Origin of the sequence: Mariluticola halotolerans (assembly GCF_021611515.1) — a bacterium.
Taxonomy (GTDB): Bacteria; Pseudomonadota; Alphaproteobacteria; order Rhizobiales; family Devosiaceae; genus Mariluticola; species Mariluticola halotolerans.
Genome location: NZ_CP090960.1, coordinates 1672797 through 1692900 on the forward strand (window position 1 = coordinate 1672797; position 20104 = coordinate 1692900).

At 59.5% G+C, this 20104-nt stretch carries 17 protein-coding genes; 5 read left to right on the plus strand and 12 right to left on the minus strand.

Annotated features, from left to right (window positions below; all coding sequences use genetic code 11):
* Nucleotides 1-25: 25 nt before the first annotated feature.
* The 5 genes from L1P08_RS07975 to L1P08_RS07995 form a co-directional block, all read right to left on the minus strand.
* Nucleotides 26-1111, minus strand: a complete 1086-nt coding sequence (locus tag L1P08_RS07975) for an Mrp/NBP35 family ATP-binding protein (RefSeq protein ID WP_303616502.1) — start codon at nt 1109-1111, stop codon at nt 26-28.
* Between the two features lie 13 nt (nt 1112-1124).
* The gene (gene fsa / locus L1P08_RS07980) at nt 1125-1778 is read right to left on the minus strand and encodes a fructose-6-phosphate aldolase (protein WP_303616503.1); all 654 of its coding nucleotides are present in this window, start codon (nt 1776-1778) and stop codon (nt 1125-1127) included.
* Between the two features lie 78 nt (nt 1779-1856).
* The gene (locus tag L1P08_RS07985; protein ID WP_303616504.1) at nt 1857-3041 is read right to left on the minus strand and encodes an amino acid aminotransferase; all 1185 of its coding nucleotides are present in this window, start codon (nt 3039-3041) and stop codon (nt 1857-1859) included.
* Nucleotides 3042-3213: 172 nt separating this feature from the next.
* Complete coding sequence (locus L1P08_RS07990; protein ID WP_303616505.1) at nt 3214-4158, minus strand: electron transfer flavoprotein subunit alpha/FixB family protein; 945 nt, start codon at nt 4156-4158, stop codon at nt 3214-3216.
* Nucleotides 4159-4917: an electron transfer flavoprotein subunit beta/FixA family protein gene (locus L1P08_RS07995; protein ID WP_303616506.1), complete on the minus strand. Its 759-nt coding sequence runs from the start codon at nt 4915-4917 to the stop codon at nt 4159-4161.
* 123 nt (nt 4918-5040) lie between these two features.
* On the opposite strand from L1P08_RS07995, the gene L1P08_RS08000 reads away from it, so the two are divergent.
* The 3 genes from L1P08_RS08000 (at nt 5041) to L1P08_RS08010 (ending at nt 8187) form a co-directional block, all read left to right on the plus strand.
* Nucleotides 5041-5889 carry an FG-GAP repeat domain-containing protein gene (locus L1P08_RS08000; protein WP_303616507.1) on the plus strand — a complete coding sequence of 283 codons (849 nt, stop codon included), beginning with the start codon at nt 5041-5043 and terminating at the stop codon, nt 5887-5889.
* Between the two features lie 76 nt (nt 5890-5965).
* On the plus strand, nt 5966-7138 hold the full coding sequence (locus tag L1P08_RS08005) for a M20 aminoacylase family protein (protein WP_303616508.1): 1173 nt from the start codon (nt 5966-5968) through the stop codon (nt 7136-7138).
* Nucleotides 7135-8187, plus strand: coding sequence for an AbrB family transcriptional regulator (locus L1P08_RS08010; RefSeq protein WP_303616509.1), 1053 nt, complete (start codon nt 7135-7137; stop codon nt 8185-8187). The genes L1P08_RS08005 and L1P08_RS08010 overlap by 4 nt, the downstream gene beginning before the upstream one ends.
* Before the next feature lie 7 nt (nt 8188-8194).
* On the opposite strand, the gene L1P08_RS08015 is transcribed toward L1P08_RS08010, so the two are convergent.
* Together L1P08_RS08015 and L1P08_RS08020 are read right to left on the minus strand one after the other, a co-directional pair.
* A complete protein-coding gene (locus L1P08_RS08015) occupies nt 8195-9124 on the minus strand; it encodes a 2-hydroxyacid dehydrogenase (protein WP_303616510.1) in 930 nt (309 codons plus the stop codon).
* Nucleotides 9125-9169: 45 nt separating this feature from the next.
* Nucleotides 9170-10105, minus strand: a complete 936-nt coding sequence (locus L1P08_RS08020; protein WP_303616511.1) for an AEC family transporter — start codon at nt 10103-10105, stop codon at nt 9170-9172.
* 185 nt (nt 10106-10290) lie between these two features.
* Between L1P08_RS08020 and glpD the strand changes: the two genes are divergently transcribed.
* Both glpD and glpK read left to right on the plus strand, forming a co-directional pair.
* Nucleotides 10291-11805, plus strand: a complete 1515-nt coding sequence (gene glpD / locus L1P08_RS08025) for a glycerol-3-phosphate dehydrogenase (RefSeq protein WP_303616512.1) — start codon at nt 10291-10293, stop codon at nt 11803-11805.
* On the plus strand, nt 11802-13292 hold the full coding sequence (glpK, locus tag L1P08_RS08030) for a glycerol kinase GlpK (RefSeq protein WP_303616513.1): 1491 nt from the start codon (nt 11802-11804) through the stop codon (nt 13290-13292). The genes glpD and glpK overlap by 4 nt, the downstream gene beginning before the upstream one ends.
* 1292 nt (nt 13293-14584) lie before the next feature.
* On the opposite strand, the gene L1P08_RS08035 is transcribed toward glpK, so the two are convergent.
* From L1P08_RS08035 to L1P08_RS08055, 5 genes are all read right to left on the minus strand, one after another.
* A complete protein-coding gene (locus L1P08_RS08035) occupies nt 14585-15097 on the minus strand; it encodes a CAP domain-containing protein (RefSeq protein ID WP_303616514.1) in 513 nt (170 codons plus the stop codon).
* 111 nt (nt 15098-15208) lie between these two features.
* The gene (locus tag L1P08_RS08040) at nt 15209-16069 is read right to left on the minus strand and encodes an aminoglycoside phosphotransferase family protein (protein WP_303616515.1); all 861 of its coding nucleotides are present in this window, start codon (nt 16067-16069) and stop codon (nt 15209-15211) included.
* A gap of 74 nt (nt 16070-16143) precedes the next feature.
* Nucleotides 16144-17556 carry a glucuronate isomerase gene (uxaC, locus tag L1P08_RS08045; RefSeq protein WP_303616516.1) on the minus strand — a complete coding sequence of 471 codons (1413 nt, stop codon included), beginning with the start codon at nt 17554-17556 and terminating at the stop codon, nt 16144-16146.
* Nucleotides 17557-17558: 2 nt separating this feature from the next.
* Nucleotides 17559-18773: a mannonate dehydratase gene (uxuA, locus tag L1P08_RS08050; RefSeq protein ID WP_303616517.1), complete on the minus strand. Its 1215-nt coding sequence runs from the start codon at nt 18771-18773 to the stop codon at nt 17559-17561.
* Nucleotides 18774-18821: 48 nt separating this feature from the next.
* Nucleotides 18822-20102 carry a TRAP transporter large permease gene (locus L1P08_RS08055; protein WP_303616518.1) on the minus strand — a complete coding sequence of 427 codons (1281 nt, stop codon included), beginning with the start codon at nt 20100-20102 and terminating at the stop codon, nt 18822-18824.
* Between the last annotated feature and the right edge of the window lie 2 nt (nt 20103-20104).

Sequence of the window (20104 nt, forward strand, 5' to 3'; positions counted from 1 at the left end):
TTTGGCCCCGATCCAGCTTTGCCGTTCAGCGGCGCAATGCCGGTGTGTCAGCGAGCATTTTTTGCGCTACCGCCTTGAAAGCCTTGGCTTCCGGCCCGTCGGGGGCCGAGGCGACGACCGGTGCGCCGGCATCGGACTGTTCGCGGATTGACATGTGCAAAGGCACCTCGCCAAGGAATTCAAGCCCCAGCTCACCCGCTGCTGTCTTTGCGCCGCCATGCCCGAAAATGTCATAGCGATTGCCGGTATCGGGGGCGATGAAATAGCTCATGTTCTCGACCAGCCCGAAAATCCGGATCTGCAAACGCCGGAACATGTCGAGCGCCTTTTTGGCATCGATCAGAGCCAGGTCCTGGGGGGTGGAGACAATCACCGCGCCGGAGAGTTCAACCTGCTGGCAGAGCGAAATCTGGATGTCGCCGGTGCCGGGGGGCAGATCGACAATCAGCACATCGAGTTCGCCCCAATCGGTCTCGCGCAACAGCTGGCGGAGGGCCGATGTCGCCATCGGGCCACGCCAGACCACAGCCTGATCCTTTTCCAGCATCGAGCCGATGGAAATCGCCTTGAGGCCATAAGCTTCATGGGCCACAAAAATCCCGTCATCACGCACCGCCGGCTTGCCTTCAAGCCCGAGCAGTTTGGGCACGGAGGGCCCATAAAGATCAGCGTCCAGCACGCCGACTTTCAGCCCTTCGGCCTGCAGGGCCAGCGCCAGATTGACCGCACAGGTGGATTTACCCACCCCGCCCTTACCCGAGGCAACAGCGATGATATGGCGAATGCCTTTCACGGCTGATTTCTGGGCCGGTGGCTGGCGTTGCTGTGGCGCGGCACCCCCCTTGCCGGCACTGGCCGGGGCGCGATCGGCGGTCAGCGAGACCATGATCTTGCGCCCCTCGGCCACGGCTTCGGCCGCTTCGGTGGCGGCGGCCCGCACGGGGCCGAACGCGCCTTCCATGCCGGGCTCCACCGAAATGGCGAAGGCCACGGCACTTGGGGTGACGATGATATCACTCAGCCCGGCATAGCCGGAAAGGTGTTCGCCGCCGGGGATTTCGACGCGCGCAAGCGCTTCGCGTACCGCGTCGGCAATCGGATTATCAGCCATGCAAATTCCGGCTTTAGAGGATCGACTGGCCTGTAGCTTTCCAGTCTTTGACAAACGCTTCGAGACCTTTGTCCGTCAGCGGATGTTTGGCAAGCTGACGAATGACCGCAGGCGGGATCGTGGCCACATCAGCCCCGGCAAGCGCTGCCTGGGAGACATGGTTCATGCCCCGGATGGACGCGGCGAGGATCTCGGTGGAATAGGCGTAATTATCGTAAATCACGCGAATATCCTCGATCAGCTGCATGCCATCCATATTGATGTCATCCAGACGCCCGATAAACGGCGAGATATAGGTCGCGCCAACCTTGGCAGCCAGGAGGGCCTGGGTGGCGGAGAAGCACAAGGTGACATTGGTCTTGATGTCATTGTCGGAGAAGTGCTTGCAGGCCTTCAGCCCGTCCCAGGTCAGCGGCACCTTGATGACGACATTGTCGGCGATCTTGGCCAGATGTTCACCCTCAGCGATCATGCCCTTGACCTCGGTCGAGGCCACTTCGGCAGAAACGGGGCCCGGCACGATCTTGCAGATTTCCGCAATGACTTCCTTGAAATCACGGCCGGATTTGGCAATCAGGCTGGGATTTGTGGTCACGCCATCCAGAAGCCCGGTTTCGTAAAGCTCCTGGATATCCTTGACTTCAGCGGTATCGACGAAAAACTTCATGACGTTCCTCCAGGAAATAATAAAAATTAATGTCCAGAGATTGTGCAGCACGCCGGAGCGTGCGTGCAAGATCAATCGCTAGCGGGCAACAGCCAGCAAGGCATCGGCCAGTTCGCCCACCCGGTCTTCGGGAATGCCGGCAACGTTGATGCGGCTGTCATCTATCATATAGATGCCATTTGACAGTTTTAAATGCTCAACCTGGGCTTTATCGAGCCCTAGCAGCGAGAACATGCCCCGGTGCCGCGCGACAAAATCAAAGTCGGTGGCATTGGACCGTTCGCGGATGGCGTCGGCCAGCTTGACGCGCAGGCGCACCATGCGTTCGCGCATCTCTTTGAGTTCAGCTTCCCATTCAGCCCGCAATGCAGGGTCGGAGAGGATCAACCGGACGATTTCCGCACCATGATCGGGCGGCTGCGAATAGGAGGCACGAATGATATTGGCCATTTGCGAATAGGCAATGGCGGCCGTGTTCTCGTCGCTACCAACGCAAACCGCACAACCGGCCCGCTCGCGATAGAGCCCGAAATTCTTCGAGGCGGAAAAGGCCAGCATCACTTCCGGCAGTTCGCTTGCCAGTTTGCGCGGGGCATAGGCATCCGCCTCAAGCCCGTCACCAAAACCGAGATAGGCCAGATCGATCAGCGGGAAAGCGCCGGTCTTTTTGAGGCTTGCCGCCACCTTGTCCCATTGTTCATTGGTCAGGTTGGCGCCGGTGGGATTGTGGCAGCACGCGTGCAGCAGCACCGTGTCCTCAGGCCCCATCTTGTCGAGGCAGGCCAGCATCTCGTCGAATTTGACGTCGCCGCTTTCCGCATCGAAATAGGGATAGGCCTTTACATTCAGCCCGGCCAGTTCGCACATCGGCTGGTGGTTTGGCCAGGAGGGATCAGAGATCCACATCGTGCCGCCCGGGCGCGCCCGGTTCAGCAATTGCAGCAAGACCCAGATCGAGCCGGTGCCGCCGGGGGCCTGTACCGAGGCGATGCGGGATTTTTCAATCGCGTCGCCAAACACCAGGTCGGTCACTGCATCGCAAAATCCGCGATTGCCGGAAACCCCGACATAGGTCTTGGTCTTGGCGTCGGCAAAAACCTTCTGCTCGGCTTTTTTGACCGCAGACATGATCGGCGTTTCGCCGGTCGGGTCTTTATAGACACCAATGCCGAGATCGGTTTTGTCTTTACGCGGATCCGCCCGGTATTCGCCCATCAGGGCAAAAATCTTGTCGACGGGGGCCTTCTTCAAAGTTTCGAACATTAGATTGGTTTCCGAGCACTAAAATTGCCCGGCCTTTATAGGCTGACCACAAGAATTTGCAATCGGCCTTAGCGCCCGCGCCCTTTTTGACGGCAACAAAAGCGGGCCCTAAGTCCTTGATTGGCCGCATGCCGCAACGGCACAAGTGGTGCTCCCGTGTTGCGGCAGCGCCCTAGGCTTTCAACCGCTGCTCCAGCGCCGCCGTCAGGGCGGGCACAACCTCGAACAGGTCCCCGATCAAGGCCAGGTCGGCGAGTTTGACCAGAGGCGCTTCGGGGTCGAGATTGATGGCGATGATTTTTTTCGCGCCCTGAATCCCGGCCAGATGCTGCAAGGCTCCGGAAATACCGATGGCGATATAAAGATCCGGCGCAATGATCTTGCCGGTCTGGCCCACCTGCCAGTCATTGGGCGCATAGCCCGCATCCACCGCTGCGCGGGTGGCACCAACGGCGGCGCCCAGCACGGCGGCAAGCTTTTCCACCATCTTGAAATTTTCCGCCGAGGCAAAGGACTGCCCGCCCCCGACAACAATCTGGGCTGTGCCAAGGTCAGGCGTGTCATTTTCCGTGCGCAATTCGGCGATGAACTCAACCACCGATTTGATATCGGCAAGGCTAACCGGCTCAATCGGCGCCTGGCCATCACCTTTGATTGGGGCAAAGGCCGAGGCGCGGATGGTCAGCAGCTTTTTGGCCTGCGTATTGACCACGGTTTCAATCGCATTGCCGGCATAAACGGGCCGGTCAAACCGGTCTGCACCATGGATCGCAATGACATCGGTTACCGGCATCACGTCCAGCTTTGCGGCAAGGCGTGGCATGACATCGCGGCCAACCGCGCCGGCACTGGCAACGATATATTCGTAGCCGTCAACAAGGCCCGAAAGCAGCCCCGCAAGCGCTTCGGCCGACTGGCTGGCATAGGCGGCATTATCCGCCACCGAAACTTTTTGCACGCCGGGCAGCTTTGCCGCCGCTTCGGCGACAACACCAATGTTTTCACCGGCAACCAGCACATCGGCTGCATCGCCCAGGGTCGCAACCGCGCCAAGTACACGCTGGGTCGCGGGCGACAGTTTGCCCTGATCATGATCAGCCAGAACCAGAATGCTCATTTACAGTGCCTCCATATTGGCCACATCATCGCCTATGGCGGTCACCAGATCATCGACCGAGCCAACCGTTTTGCCGCCGCTGCGTTCGGCGGGCGGCGTGGTCTTTTCGATTTGAAGGCGCGGGGTAATATCGACCCCGAATTCGGCAACCGGGCGCACGGCAAGCGGCTTTTGCCGCGCCTTCATCACCATGGGCAAGGCGGTGTTGCGCGGCGTGTTGAGGCGCAGGTCAGCGGTAATGATCGCGGGCAGCGGCAGCCGGGATTCCGCCCGGCCATAATCGACCTCGCGGGTGACTTTCACCGCCCCGTCTTCAACTTCAATGGCAGAGGCAAAGGTCGCCTGCGGCCAGTCTAGCAGGCCGGCCAACATCTGGCCTGTCTGATTGCTGTCGTCATCAACGGCCTGTTTGCCGAGCAAGACAAGGTCGGGCTTTTCTTCATCAACCACGGCCTGCAGCAGCTTGGCCACGGCCAGCGGCTCAACCCGCGCGTCAGTCTCGATCAGGATCGAGCGGTTCACACCCATGGCCATCGCCGTCAACAACACATCGCTGGCCGCTTTCGGGCCAATGGAGACGGCAACAATCTCTGTGGCGTGGCCCTGCTCTGCCAGTTGCACGGCGGCTTCCACCGCATTCTTGCAGAAAGGGTTCATGGACATGCGCACATTGGCGGTCTCAACACCGGACCCATCCGGCTTTACCCGAATGCGCACATTGTGATCGACCACACGTTTGACCGCGACAAGAATTTTCAACGTCCACTCCCTTCAACCCGTTCACGGGGGCTTTACCAGCATACCTCTTTGCAAACCCGCATCGAGGGAGCAAGTTCCCGCAATAGAATTTGCACCCACGTCCCGCGCCTTAAGGAGAAAACATTGCCCGTACTGATCCGGATTGCAATGATTATTGTTATGTTTCATAGCAATTATTCCCTTGGCGCGCCGATATCGGCCACAAACGATCCCGAGGCAATTGCCGATTTACGCGTCGCCCAGGGCCAGAATGACATTGCGGAAGCCTGGCTGATTGCGCCGGTCACCCGCTATGGGCATTTCGTTATGGGCAGCGATTACGAACCGGGCGGCGTCCGGGTAAAAATGGCTGACGGGCGGGTGCTGACGCTGATGCTTGATGAGGCCGAGGTCTTTGAGGACCGGCAGCCGCGCCTCGCCGATCTCGACGGCGACGGGAAAGACGAAATCCTTCTGGTGCTGACAAACCTCGATCAGGGCGCATCCCTTGCCGCCTACAGCGTTGCGGGCGGGGCGATCACGCTCAAGGCAAAGACCCCGTTCATCGGGCAGGCCTTTCGCTGGCTTAATCCGGCCGGCGTTGCAGATTTTGATGGCGACGGGCAGCTGGATGTGGCGCTGGTGGCCATGCCGCATCTGGTCAAGCGGCTGGAAGTCTGGACGCTTGGGGCAGACGGGTTTGCACAAACCGGGGCCATCGAGGACGTCTCCAACCACCGGAACGGGTCGCGGTTCACCGGCATGGCGGCAATCGCCGATTTCAATGCGGACGGGATTGCCGATATCGCCATTCCCGATGGCGACCGGATGGCGATCCGCGTCATCAGCTTTGCCGCACAATCCTTTGAAGAGATCGCGCGCTTCCCGCTGCCCTTTGCAGCTGATGGCACCTTCACGCTCCGTCAGCAGGGGCGCGGGCATATTCTCAGTGTGCCCTTGGCAAATGGCACGAAAGCGGAAATCGGGCTCTGATCTCAGCGGGCGGAGTTGACGCGGCGCGTTATCGGCGCGACATAGGGAGTTCCTTCCCTGTTCATCTGGAATTCTCATGCCTGTCATCAACCGTGTTGCCGAATTTCATCAGGAAATCACAGCCTGGCGCCGCGATTTCCATGCCAATCCAGAGCTCTTGTACGATGTGCACCGGACGGCCGGCAAAGTTGAAGAAATGCTGAAATCCTTCGGGGTGGACGAGATCAAAACCGGGCTTGGCCGCACGGGCGTTGTCGGCATCATCAATGGCCGCAGCACTAAAAGTGGCAAGGTCATCGGCCTGCGCGCCGATATGGATGCGCTGCCGATCACCGAGAATACCGGCAAGCCCTATGCCTCGACCATTCCGGGCAAAATGCACGCCTGTGGCCATGACGGGCATACCGCCATGTTGCTGGGCGCGGCGAAATATCTGGCCGAAACCCGCAATTTCGACGGCACGGTTGCGCTGATCTTCCAGCCTGCCGAAGAAGGCGGCGGTGGCGGCGACGCCATGGTCAAAGACGGGCTGATGGAAAAATTCGGCATTGAGGAAGTCTATGGCATGCACAATTTTCCCGGCATCCCTGTCGGCGAATTCGGCATTCGCGAAGGCGGCATCATGGCGGCGACTGATGTCTTCTCCATCGATATTGAAGGCGTTGGCGGCCATGCGGCACTTCCCCATCTGGCGGTCGATCCGATTGTCACCGCCGCCCAGATGATTTCCGGCTTGCAGACCCTGGTCTCGCGCAATGTCGATCCGGTCAAATCGGCTGTGCTCTCCGTCACCGTCATCAAGGCGGGCGAAGCCAATAATGTCATTCCGCGTACTGCCAAAATCACCGGCACGGTGCGCACACTGGACGAAGATGTACGCGACCTGATGGAACAACGCCTCAATGATTTCGTGCCCCAGTTCGCCAAAAGCTATGGTGCCAGCGCCAGCATGACCTATCGGCGCGGCTATCCGGTGACGGTCAATGCGCCGCAACAGGCCCTGTTCGCAGGCGATGTCGCGGCCCTTGTTGCAGGCGACGAGCGGGTCAACCGCAATGTCAATCCGACAATGGGCGGCGAGGATTTTTCCTACATGCTGCAGGCGCGTCCCGGTGCCTATATTCTTGTGGGACAGGGCGACACGGCCGGCCTGCATGACGACAAGTATGATTTCAACGACGAGATCATACCCATTGGCGTCTCCTACTGGATCAAGCTCGCAGAAACTGCCATGCCCGCTGCGGAATGAAACTGAAGGCAGATATCCGGCTTGCCGGGTGGGCGCTTATTACCCTCGTGGTTTCGGGCCTTGGGGGGCTGGCCGCCGATGCCCTGGGTCTGCCGGCGGCATATCTTTGCGGCGGGGCGCTGGCGGTTTCCATTGCGGCGCTCTTCGGCATGAAGGCGACCATTCTGTCCCCCATGCGCGATATCGCCTTTATCATTATCGGCATGTCGATGGGGGCCAGCGTGTCCAGGGACACGCTCAGCCTGATCGTGCACTGGCCCATCAGCATTTTTGCGCTGCTCAGCGGGCTGGTGGTCATCATCACACTGACCACCCTCATTCTGCACCGGCTGTTCGGCATTGACCGGATAACCGCCTTTCTGTCCTCCTGCCCCGGCCATCTCAGTTTCATTATCGGTATTTCCGAAAGCGGGCGCGGCAATACGCGCCAGATCGCGGTCATCCAGTCGATCCGGGTGCTGATCCTGACCATTGCGGTGCCCGTGGGGGCGCAGGTGATGGCGGCGGGTGCCATCGTGCCGCCGCACCGGGCGGCTGACATGCCGCTGGGCGAACTGGTGCTGCTGGCGCTGGGCTGCACACTTGGCGGCTATCTGTTCAAGCGCTTAGGTGTGCCCGCCGGCTTTGTCCTTGGGGCGATGCTGGTATCAACAATTGCGCGGTTGATGGGTCTGTTTGACGGGTCCGTGCCGCTGCCGCTGGTTGTGTTCAGCTTTATTTTCATGGGCGCGCTGATCGGCTCGCGCTTTGTGGGGGTCTCGGCGTCTGAACTGCGCCAGTCGCTGCTTGGCGGTCTCGTCGTGGGGCTGATGTCTATCGGCGCGGTCACGCTCATCACGTTCATGATCGCGCCGATAATCAATATGCCCTTCGGCCAGGTCTGGGTCGCCCTGGCGCCCGGCGGGCTGGAGACGATGGGCGCGCTGGGCATTGCCTTTGGCTATGACACTGCCTTCATCGCCGCGCACCACGCCATTCGCCTGCTCGCCCTTGGCCTTGCCATTCCGTTTATCTCGATGGCCATTCTGGGGCGGCGCGCCCCGGATTGAGGCCGGGTCAGACCACCGGCGTCAACAGCGGCTCCCCGGCGAAATAGGCGTCGAGATTGGCCACAACCAGCGCGCCCATGGCGTCACGGGTCTGCTGGGTGGCACTGCCCTGATGGGGTGACAACAACACATTGTCGAGCGCGAAAAGGGCTTCGGGCACATTCGGTTCATCGGCGAACACGTCCAGCGCTGCCCCGGCGATCCCGCCCGATTGCAGCATGTCGACCATGACCGGCTCATCAACCACCGAGCCGCGGGCCATATTGACCAGATAGCCCTTTGGCCCCAGCGCCTCAAGCACCGCACGATTGACAATCCCATCCGTGCCCGCGCCACCGGGGGTGATGACCACCAACCAGTCGGCGTCCCGCGCCATGTCGGCCAGTTTGTCGTAATAGACATAAGGGGTGTTCGGCTGCTGGCGGCGGCCGAAATAAACGACGCGCATTTTCATCGCCAGGCAACGGCTGGCGATTTCCTTGCCGATCCGCCCCAGCCCCACAATGCCGACGGTCTTGCCGGTCAATTCGCTTTGCAGCGGGAACGGCGCTTTAAGCCATTTGCCCTCGCGCACATAACGATCAGCCTGGGGCAGCCGCCGGGCCAGCCCCACCATAAGCCCGATGGTGATCTCGGCCATGGCATCGTTCAAGACACTTGGGGTATTGGTCACCCGGATATTGCGGGCGCGGGCCGCATCGGTATCGATATTGTCATAACCGACGCCAAAATTTGAAATCATCTCCAGTTTCGGCAATTTGCCGATCAGCGCCGCATCGACCTTACCTGCTGCAATGGCCCGGATGCGCGGCCCGACCTCTTTCAAAAACGCCTCGGGGTCCTCTTGCTGATACAACCGGTGCGCGGTGTAACCGGCATCGATTGCATCTTCACAGCTTTGCAGCAGTTTATTGGTGATCAGCACTTCGTTGGACATGACATCCCTCCTCAAACCCGCCGGAATTTGCCGGCGGTATAAAACCTAAAAACTCATAATGTAGAGCCACATGGAAATCGACAGCACGGAAAGCGCGGTCGAGATCAACACCGTATTGGCGGCCACATCGACCGACCGGTTATAAATGGTGGCAAAAATATAGGCGTTGATGCCGGTTGGCATCGCCGCCAGCACCACCGCATAACGGGCGGTTTCGTGTTCGACATGGAATACGGGCACCAGCAGCACCCAGGCAATGGCGGGCTGCACAAACAGTTTCAACCCCGACATGGCCAGCGCCTGGGTCCAGTTTTCGCGCAACTGATATTCGTTCAATGCCCCGCCGAGGCCGAACAGCGCCACCGGCACCACAGCCATGGCCATCATCAGTGTGAAGGCATCCGCCGCCTCGATCAATTGCAGCCCGGCGAAATTGCCGATAAGCCCCAGCCCCAGCCCGATCAGCAAGGGATTGGTGACAATCCGTCTCCCGGCAATCGTTACCGCCTTGCCAAGAGAGGTGCCATCGCGCCGCGACAGTTCGATCACCAGCATGGCCAGCGTCATCAGAATGGCGGCGTGCAGGCTGAGAATGGAATAAATGGTTGGCAGCGCCGCATCGCCAAAGGCGCGCTGGATGATGGGAATGCCCAGCAGCACACAATTGGAAAACATGCCGCCAAATCCCGAGGCTGCGGCCTCACCCGGCGTATCACCAAAAACAGTCCGCGACAGGAAAATACCAAGGGTAAAGGCGATTATCGCCCCGGTGTAAAAGCCGATGATGATTTGCGGGTTGAAGACCGACTGGAAATCCACCGAAAGGGCGGCGCGGAACAGCAGGCAGGGCGTGGCGAAATTGTTGACGAAGGTCAGGAGGCCGCGCACACCGGTCGCGGGATAAAGCCGGAAACGCACCGCAAGAAAACCCACGGCAACCAGCGCAAAGACCGGCGCAACAACATTGAGAATCGACAGCATTTCGGGCCAGGCCCCGCACAGGGAAGTGAAGTCCCAAAAAGGGCAGAAATAGCGATGCAGGTCAATGGCAGTGGATTGATTTCACCGGCCCGGCTCTGTTATCCGGTGATAACAATGTCTATTTAAGGTTTGAAAAACAACAAATTGCGGTAACCGGTCCACCGCAGCGACAAAAGGCGCAAGACATGCCCAAGACAGTGCACGACATCTTTGTCATCGGTGGTGGCGTCAACGGGTGCGGCATTGCGCGTGATGCCCAGGGGCGCGGCTATTCGGTCTATCTGGCGGAAATGGACGACCTGGCGTCAGGCACTTCCTCGACGGCAACCAAACTCATTCATGGTGGCCTGCGCTATCTCGAGCAATATGATTTCGGGCTGGTGCGCGAATCCCTGATCGAGCGCGAAGTGATCTGGGCCATGGCCCCGCATATTGTGAAACCCTTGCGCTTTGTGCTGCCCTATCAAAAAGGCCTGCGTCCGCGCTGGATTTTGCGCGCCGGGCTGTTTCTTTATGACCATATCGGTGGGCGCAAAAAGCTCCCCGCCACGAAAACCATCAACCTGACCAAACACCCGGCCGGCAAACCCTTGCGCGATGGATATCGCACCGGATTTGAATATTCGGACTGCTGGGTCGATGATGCGCGGCTGGTGCTGCTCAATGCCCGTGATGCGGCCGACAAGGGCGCTGACATCAATACCCGCACCAAAGTGATTGCCGCCCGGCGCGAGGGTGACCTTTGGGCTGTTGATGTGCAGCACCTTGCCAGCGGCGAGACCGAAACCATTGCGGCGCGCATGCTCATCAATGCCGCCGGTCCTTGGGCCGACCGGGTTTTGGGCACGATCGAGGGGCGCGGCAATGACCATAATGTCCGTCTGGTCAAAGGCAGCCATATCGTTGTTGAAAAGCTGTTCAATCACGACCGCTGCTATATTTTCCAGAACCCTGACGGGCGCATTATTTTCGCCATTCCCTATGAGGATGATTTCACCCTGATCGGCACCACGGATCAGGATTATGAAGGCGATCCAGCCGATGTGGCGATCAGTTCGGAAGAACTCTCCTATCTTTGCGATGCGGCCAGCGAATATTTCCGCCAGCCGGTCAAGCGTTCGCAGGTGGTCTGGGCCTATGCCGGTGTGCGGCCCTTATTTGATGACGGCACCGCCAAGGCACAGGAAACCAGCCGCGAATTTGTGCTCAAGCTGGACGCAAAGCCGGGTGCTGCGCCCTTGCTCAATGTGCTGGGCGGCAAGCTGACCACATTCCGCGTACTGGCCGATGAGGCGCTTGACCATATTGAGCAGCAGCTTGGCCGCAAGGGCCCGGAATGGACTGTGGGGTCCACCCTGCCCGGCGGTGATTTCGACATCGGCAGTTTTGGCGACGAATTGCGCCGGCTCAGCGCCGATTATCCCTTCCTGCTGCCAACCCATCTGCATCGTTTGCTGCGCCAATACGGCACCCGCGCACGTGACCTGCTGGGAGATGCGAAAAGCCTGGTCGATCTGGGCGAGAACTTTGGCGCCGACCTGACGGCCCGCGAGGTTGATTATCAAATGAAAAACGAATGGGCGGTAACGGTCGAGGATATTTTGTGGCGCCGCACCAAGCTGGGGCTGCGCTTCGGCAAGCGGGATATCAAGGCGCTGAAAACCTATCTCGACAAAGCGCGGCAGGGGGACGCAGGATGAGCGGCAAATATATTCTGGCCATTGATCAGGGCACGACATCGAGCCGGGCGATCATCTTTGACGATGCAATGAAAATCGCGGGCACGGGGCAAAAGGAATTCACCCAGCATTATCCCGATTCAGGCTGGGTCGAACACGATCCAGAGGAAATCTGGAAAAGCGTCGTTACCACCTGCAAGACAGCGCTGGGCAAGGCCGAAATCGTTGCTGCTGATATTGCGGCACTTGGCATGACCAATCAGCGCGAGACCGTCATCATCTGGGACCGGGCGACTGGCAAACCGATCCACAATGCCATTGTCTGGCAGGACCGCCGTACCGCCCGCATATGCGACAGGCTGAAAAAGGCCGGGCATGAAAAACTGTTCAGCCGCAAGACCGGGCTGCTGCTCGACCCCTATTTCTCCGGCACCAAGGTCAAATGGCTGCTCGACAATGTCAAAGGCGCGCGCAAGCGGGCGGCGGCGGGCGAGCTGGCCTTCGGCACGATTGACACATTCCTGATCTGGCGGCTGACGGATGGCAAAATGCACGCCACCGATGCCACCAATGCCAGCCGCACATTGATGTTCAATATCGAGACCCATGACTGGGATGACGAGCTTTTGAAAATCCTCGATATCCCGCGGGCCATTTTGCCCGAGGTCAAGGATTGCGCGGCAGATTTCGGCACCACCGGCAAGGAATTGTTCGGCGCTGAAATTCCCATTCGCGGGGTTGCGGGTGATCAGCATGCAGCTGTCATCGGGCAGGCCTGTTTCAAGCCGGGCATGCTCAAATCCACCTATGGCACCGGCTGTTTTGCCCTGTTGAACACCGGCTCGGATCTGGTCCGGTCGAAAAACCGCCTGCTCAGCACGATTGCCTATCGTCTCAACGGTAAGACCACCTATGCCCTTGAAGGCTCGATTTTTGTGGCCGGTGCGGCGGTGCAATGGCTGCGTGACGGGCTGGGGATCATCAAGAACGCCAGCGAAACCGGCAAGCTTGCCGCCAGCGCCGACCCCAACCAGCATGTTTATCTGGTCCCCGCCTTTGTGGGCCTTGGCGCGCCGCACTGGGATGCGGATGCGCGGGGCGCGCTGTTTGGCATGACCCGGAATACCGGCCCCGCAGAACTGACCCGCGCAACGCTTGAAGCGGTTTGCTACCAGACCCGCGACCTCCTCACCGCGATGCAAAAGGACTGGAAGGACAGCCCCGGCAAAACCGTTCTCCGTGTCGATGGCGGCATGGTGGCATCGGACTGGACCATGCAATTCCTCGCCGACATTCTCGATGCACCGGTCGACCGGCCCACCATTCTGGAAACCACAGCGCTCGGCGCCGCCTGGCTCGCCGGTTCCAAAGTGGGGCTTTATCCCAACCGCACGGATTTTGCCAAATCCTGGGCCCTCGAACACCAGTTCACCCCCCAGATGGACCCCAAATTGCGCAAGGCAAAACTCACCGGCTGGCAAGACGCCGTCCGCCGCACCCTGAGCTGACGCCCCCTCTCCTCGTTATCTCCGCGCAGGCGGGGATCCAGCAGCGGGCAGTCCTGCCCGCAGGAATTGTCTTTGCACCGCCGACGCGGTGCACTGGATTCCCGTTTTCAAGGGAATGACGTGGTGGGTGTGGAAAACACTGACCCCCTCATCCCCCAGATCGTCACCCTCGGGCTCGACCCGAGGGCCCATGACCAAGCGCCAGCAAATACAAAAGGGCGGATACGCAACACCGCGTGACCACACGCCCACCCGTGGTCGCTGCCCAATCGTATGGGTACTCGGGTCAAGCCCGAGTATGACGATGGGGGGTGTTGCGGCGATGGTGGACATTACGATGGCCCGGGCACCGGCCCCTCCCAAACCCTCACCCTGAGCCTGTCGAAGGGCGAGGGTTTCAACACCGTACCCGCCGCCATCCTTCGACAGTCTCAGTATGAGGTAAGGGACAAACCCAATCACAAATCCCTCGTCGTCATTGCGAGCGGCAAAGCCGCGCGGCAATCCAGAGCGGCATGCACATAACCGGCGACCTATCTTTGCTCATCCCACAAAACTTATCGACGCCCCCCAAACCCCGTTTATCCTCATCCCACCTTTTCACAACACCGGCGCCGGCGCGACGAACGTCCGGGGTGAAGGGGGACCGGGTTCCTTGGGGGTCGCCTCAGGGAAGGCCAAAACTGTGCCGCGACCAGCCTGCCCCCGAAGGCAGGTGTACTTCCGAAAGGAAGCGGGGATGGGCCCCAGCGCTAGTAAGAGCACAGGCCACGCCAAAAATCCCGGTTGCATGAGACGGTGTATGTCTCATTTGTTTTAATACTCAGACGGGCCATGCACCGTCTCATGCCGCCTGTTTATGGACACCGTGGGTTTTCGGACCGGACGGGGGCTTTGGGGTGCGCGCGATTACGGCGACCGCATTCTCTCCCCACCCCCATCGTCATCCCCGCGCAGGCGGGGATCCAGTGCACCGCGTCGGCGGTGCGGAAGAAGTCTCTTGCGGGCAGGACTGCCCGCTGCTGGATTCCCGTTTTCACGGGAATGACGTGGTGGATTGGACGAAGGAATAAGGACAACAAATGGCACCTCACTCTTCCTTCTCCCTCGGGCTCGACCCGAGGGTCCACACGATATCGGCCACACCGCATGGATGCCCGGATCAGGTCCGGGCAAAAAGAAGAAGGACCAGACGCAATGTGGACCCCAAACCCTCATCCTGAGCTTGTCGAAGGACGAAGGACGAAGGACGAAGGACGAATAGGATGAGATTGCTTAAACCAAACGCAAAATCAGATCCGCACCCGCCAGGCGTCAAAATCGCCGCCCATGATCAAGGCCCAATAGGTGCCGTAGCGGCTTTTCTTGCCGCTGGGGACGTGGGCGGTGGCGAGGCCGAATTCGGTGAACTTGTCGCTGAGCAGGGTCGAGCGGTGGCCGGGGCTGGCCAGCCAGCCCTCGATGGCCGCTTCAAGGGTCTTGTGGCCACCGGCCAGATTTTCGCCGACCGCGCCGACATATTCAGCCGCCGTCACCCGTTCGCGCAGGGTAATGCCGAGATCGTGGGAGAGCTGATCGCGCGAGGCCATCAGCTGCGCGTGGGACCGGGCGGCGGCGGCAAGCTTGGCATTGTAAGTGATCGGCTTGCGGCCATTGGCTCTGCGCACTTCGTTGATTTTGGCGGTAATCGTTTCAGGGCTCAGCGCGTTGGGGCGCGTGGCGGTTTCGAATTCGTAATTGGTGCAGGCGCTCAGCGCAGCGGCCGTGCCCAATGTTATAAACCCGCGCCGGGTCAGATTTTTCATGCAACACCTTGATCATTTGGTCCGCGAGGGGACTGCCCATTCATGCTGCTTGAATGGTGTTAATTTGTGGTGTGTCGACCCCATCGTCGTCACATGCTTAACAAACCGGCCTCAACGCGTTTGCGCGCTGGCCAGTTCGTATGCGCTTAACAGGCGGGGCAATACGGCAAGATGATGTTTGACCGGACGGCCCGCTTCCAGTTCGCAGCAGGCACTCAGCGCGGCATAAGCGACAGCAAAGCCGAGCATGCGGGCCGGGTCGAAGCCCAGCCGCGCCGTGAAGCGTTCAACCAGACGGGCAATGCGCCGGGGATCAGCCACGATATCGGTCATGTCCATGGGGTGCAGAAATCCGGGTGCCACCTCATAGGCGGGGTCACCCAGAAGGCCTGTGGCATCGATCGCCACCCAGGAGCGCGGCGAGAACATGATATTGCCATGGTGCAAATCGCCATGCAGGGGCAGCACGCGGGTATCAACGGCAAGCAGCTTGCGGGCAATGATCTGGGCCCGCACCAGCAGATCGCGGGCGGCGGCAGGCCATTTGACCATGCTGGTGGCAAACAGCGCGCCAAATCGCTGCTCGAGCGTTGTCAGCACTTGCGGTGCCGGCACCGGTCGTGGGGCATGCAACTGGGTGACGACCTGGCAGATAATATCGGTGGCCGTATGATCCTTGCCCTGCGCCACCAGCGCACTGAGCGGGCTGCCATCCAGCCATTCGAGCAATTGCGCATCATCGGCCAGCGCATAGACCCGCGCCGCGCCCTGCCCGGCATACCAGTCCTGCATCAAACCGCCCTGATGCGGCGCTGCATGCGATTTCAGCAGCTTCAGTGCCACCGGCCCTGTTTTGCGCTGCATGACGCGATAAATCCGGCTTGTTGGCGTCTCGGCCACAAGCTCTGGATCGGACAGCTTCCAGCGCCCGAGGTAGTCGCCGACATGGGAAACAGAATCAAGCGTTTGCATGCCGGAAAATCTAGCATGGATAAACGCCGGTACGGTTTCGCCGGCGCTAATATTCAGTGATGTTTTTGCACCCGCTAGAGACGGTAGGCATCCTTGGCCGCCTGATAGCTGAGATGGGCCGCAATCTCGGCCGCGCTTTGCTTGCTCAAACGATGCTCGGCCACGAATTCGGCAAGGAACCGGCACACCTCGCGCCGCCAGACATCGTGGCGGGCCGGGATGGACAGCAGCGCCCGCGTGTCGTCATTGAACCCGGCGAGATTGTAAAAGCCGGCGCTTTCCACCACGCCGTCGAGATAACGGCGGATACCCTGCGGGCTGTCATGGAACCACCAGGGCGGACCGATCATCAGCGAGGGCCAGTAACCGGCCATGGGGGCCAGTTCCCGCGCATAGGTTGTTTCATCCAGCGTGAACAGGATCACGCGGAGACCTTCCGCATTGCCAAAGCGCGCCAGAAGCGGCTGCAGGCCGGTCACAAAATTCGATTGTGTGGGAATATCCGCGCCAAGGTTCGGGCCACGCTCATTCATCAGCAGCGGGTCGGTATTGCGCCGCGAGCCGGCATGGATTTGCATCACCATGCCATCTTCGGCAGAGAGCCCCGCCATTTCGGTCAGCATCTGGGCACGGAACAATTCAGCCCCCGCCGCATCAAGCTGGCCGGACAGCGCATGATTGAGCAGGGTTTGCTTTTCGCCCAGAGCCAGATCAACCGTATTGGCTGTTGGCACCCCGTGGTCGGTTGCAACCGCGCCCATGGTCCGGAAAAATGCCCGGCGGTGGCGGTGCGCCTCGATCAGCCCTTCCCAATTGGCGACGTCCTGGCCGGTCAATTCCCCCAGGCGCTCGATATTGGCGGCAAAGCCGGGCGCATCGGGGTCGGTCACGTCATCAGGCCGGTAGGTCGTGCGCACACGCCCGATAAGTCCGTTATCTGCCATGATCTGGTGGTAAGGCAGCTCATCAAGCGCGAATTCAGTTGTGGCAATCGCTTCCACATTGGCCTTGTCGAGCAAAGCGAGCGGCCGCATGTCATCATCGGCCAACCGGGCATCGATCGTGTCATAAATTGCGTCGGCATTTTCCGCATTGAGCGATTCATTAATGCCGAAACACCATTGCAGGGAATGATCCACCCACAGTTTGGACGGTGTTGCGGCAAACAGGTGGAAATTGGCGGCGAACAGGCGCCAGGCTTCCCGGCCCTCGGCAACCTCACCATTGTCCTTACGCGGCACACCGAGCGCGTCATAGCTTATGGCGCGGCTTCTCAGCATACGCAGAACATAGTGATCCGGCGTCAGAAACAGCGCCGCCGGATCCGAGAACGGCTCGTTTTCAGCAAACCATTGCGGCAGGGTGTGGCCGTGCGGACTGATGATCGGCAGGTCTTTGACCGCCTCATACAGTTCGCGGGCCACAGACAAAGCCGGATCAGCGGAAGGCAGCAGCCGATCCGCGTGCAAATGGTCGGTTTTGGACATGTTTAGACGATCCCGTGTTCGCGATGTCCAAAAGCATGCATAATGCCGCGCAATTCGGCAAGCCCTCGCATCCGGCCGATGGTCGGGTAACCCGGCTGTGCCCGGCGGCCGATATCATCGAGAATGTCCTGGCCGTGATCGGGCCGCATCGGGATATTCCAGTCGGCGCGCCCTTCCGCCTTGCGACGGGCTTCCTCTTTCAGCGCTTCGGCAATCACCGCTGCAATATCGACATCACCCGCGAGATGTTCGGATTCATGGAACGAGCCCTTGATCTCGGTTGTGTCACGTTTGACGTTGCGCAGATGCATGAAATGCACCCGGTCGCCAAGGCGACGCATCATGCCGGGCAGATCATTGTCGGGCCGGGCACCCAGCGAACCTGTGCACAGGGTTATCCCGTTGGCGCGCACGTCGACAGCATCCATGATCATCTTGTAGTCGGCTTCCGTCGACATGATGCGGGGCAGTCCCAACATCGGGTACGGGGGGTCATCCGGATGACAGCACATGCGCTGGCCCAGCTTTTCTGCCACCGGCACCACTTCTTCCAGAAAGGCAATATAATTTGCACGCAGCTGATCCGCAGATATCTGCCCGTACTCCGCCAAGTGATCGCGCACACCCTCAAGCGACAGGCTTTCCGTGGCACCCGGCAGGCCCGCGGTAATATTCCGGGTCAGCGATTTTCTGGCGTCCTCGGACATAACATCGAAACGGCGGCCTGCCTCATCAATGATTTCCTGGGGAAAGTCATGGCGCGCGCCAGAACGTTCGAGAATGAACACGTCAAAGACCGCAAAATCGGTGTGATCGTAGCGCATGCATGTGCCGCCATGGGGCAGTTGATGCATGAGATCGGTTCGGGTCCAGTCGAGCACCGGCATGAAATTGTAGCAGATCGTCTCGATCCCGGCATCGGCGAGATTCTTGAGGCTCAGCTTGTAATTCTCGATATGAGCGCGCCAGTCGCCCTTCTGCTTTTTGATATCCTCGGAAACCGGCAGGCTTTCCACCACTTCCCATTCCAGACCGGAAGGTTCACCGTTTTTGCGGTTACGCAGCAATTGCTGGCGTGCCGCAATTTCCTTAGGCGACCAGACCTCGCCATTGGGGATGTGGTGCAGTGCTGTGACCACCCCTTCCACGCCCGATTGCAGCATATCATCAATGCTTGCCAGGTCTTTCGGGCCGAACCAGCGCCAAGTTTGTCTCATTCTAATTACTCCACGCTAAGCACGCAAAAACAGATACATCCAGGCGAATCAGCCAAAGGCCATACGCGGCAGGAAAAGCACCAGATCGGGGACAAAAAGCAAGACTGCGACAAGGCCGAGAATTGCCAGCAAAAATGGCACCGCTTCGCGGACATAGTCCTCAATTTTGCAATCGAGCAGGCTGCATACCGTATACATGGCCACGCCCACCGGCGGGGTCATCGAGCCGAGGGTGACAAGCGTCATCATCAGGATGCCGAAATGTACGGGGTTGAAACCGATCTGGGTAATCACCGGCACAAAGATCGGGGTCAACAGCAGAACCAGAACTGTGCTTTCCACAAACAGGCCCGCCACAAACAACATCGCCAGAATAATGGCGACAATGGCGTGAGGTTCGGAAATACCACTGAGCAAGGTACCGGCAATCTGCTGAGGTACCTGCAGAAAAATGATAGCGAAGCCAACCATGCCCGACATCAAAATGATCAGCATGATGAGACCGATATCCCCGATCGCATGTTCAATCGCCCGCTTGATTTTGGCACCGGTCAGTTCGCGGTGCGCCAACAAGCCGATGACAAAGGCATAGACCACCGCAAATGCACCCACTTCGGATGGGGTGAACAGGCCACCGCGAATGGAAACCACCAACAAAACCGGAAACAGCAACGCCCACTTGGCTTCCCACATGGCATGGAAAAAGGCCTTGAAGGTGGGAGGACTACTATCCTGCACCACATAATTGCGCTTCTTGGCAACTATGTAGGCCGTGACCATGAGAACGATCATCATCAAAACGCCGGGGACAATGCCGGCGAGGAACAGCTGGCCGATCGAGACATTACCGATATAGCCGTAAAGGATCAGGCCGATGCTGGGAGGAATGGTTGCAGTGATCAAGGAACTCAGCGCGATGACGGCCGCCGCATAACCCTTGGAATAGCCTTCCTTGATCATTTGCGGGCCAAGCACGCGCGCTTCCATCGCAGCATCGGCAACAGCGGAACCGGAGACACCGCCCATCAGCGTGGAGAGGATGATCGAAACCTGCGCCAGCCCGCCGGCCATCCAGGCCACCGTGACATTGGAGAACTTGAACAGGCGCTCGGTGATGCCGCTTTCATTCATCAAATGCCCGGCAAACACGAAAAAGGGCACCGCCAGCAAGGGGAAGCTTTGGGAAACCGAGGCAATCTTTTGCACGCCGATGGACAAGGGCATGATGTCTGAGGTGGCAAAGAAGGCAAAACCGGACAGGCCAATGGCGAAGGCGACCGGTGCGCCAATCAGCAAAAAGACGAGAAAAACTAAACCGACTACGGCCATGA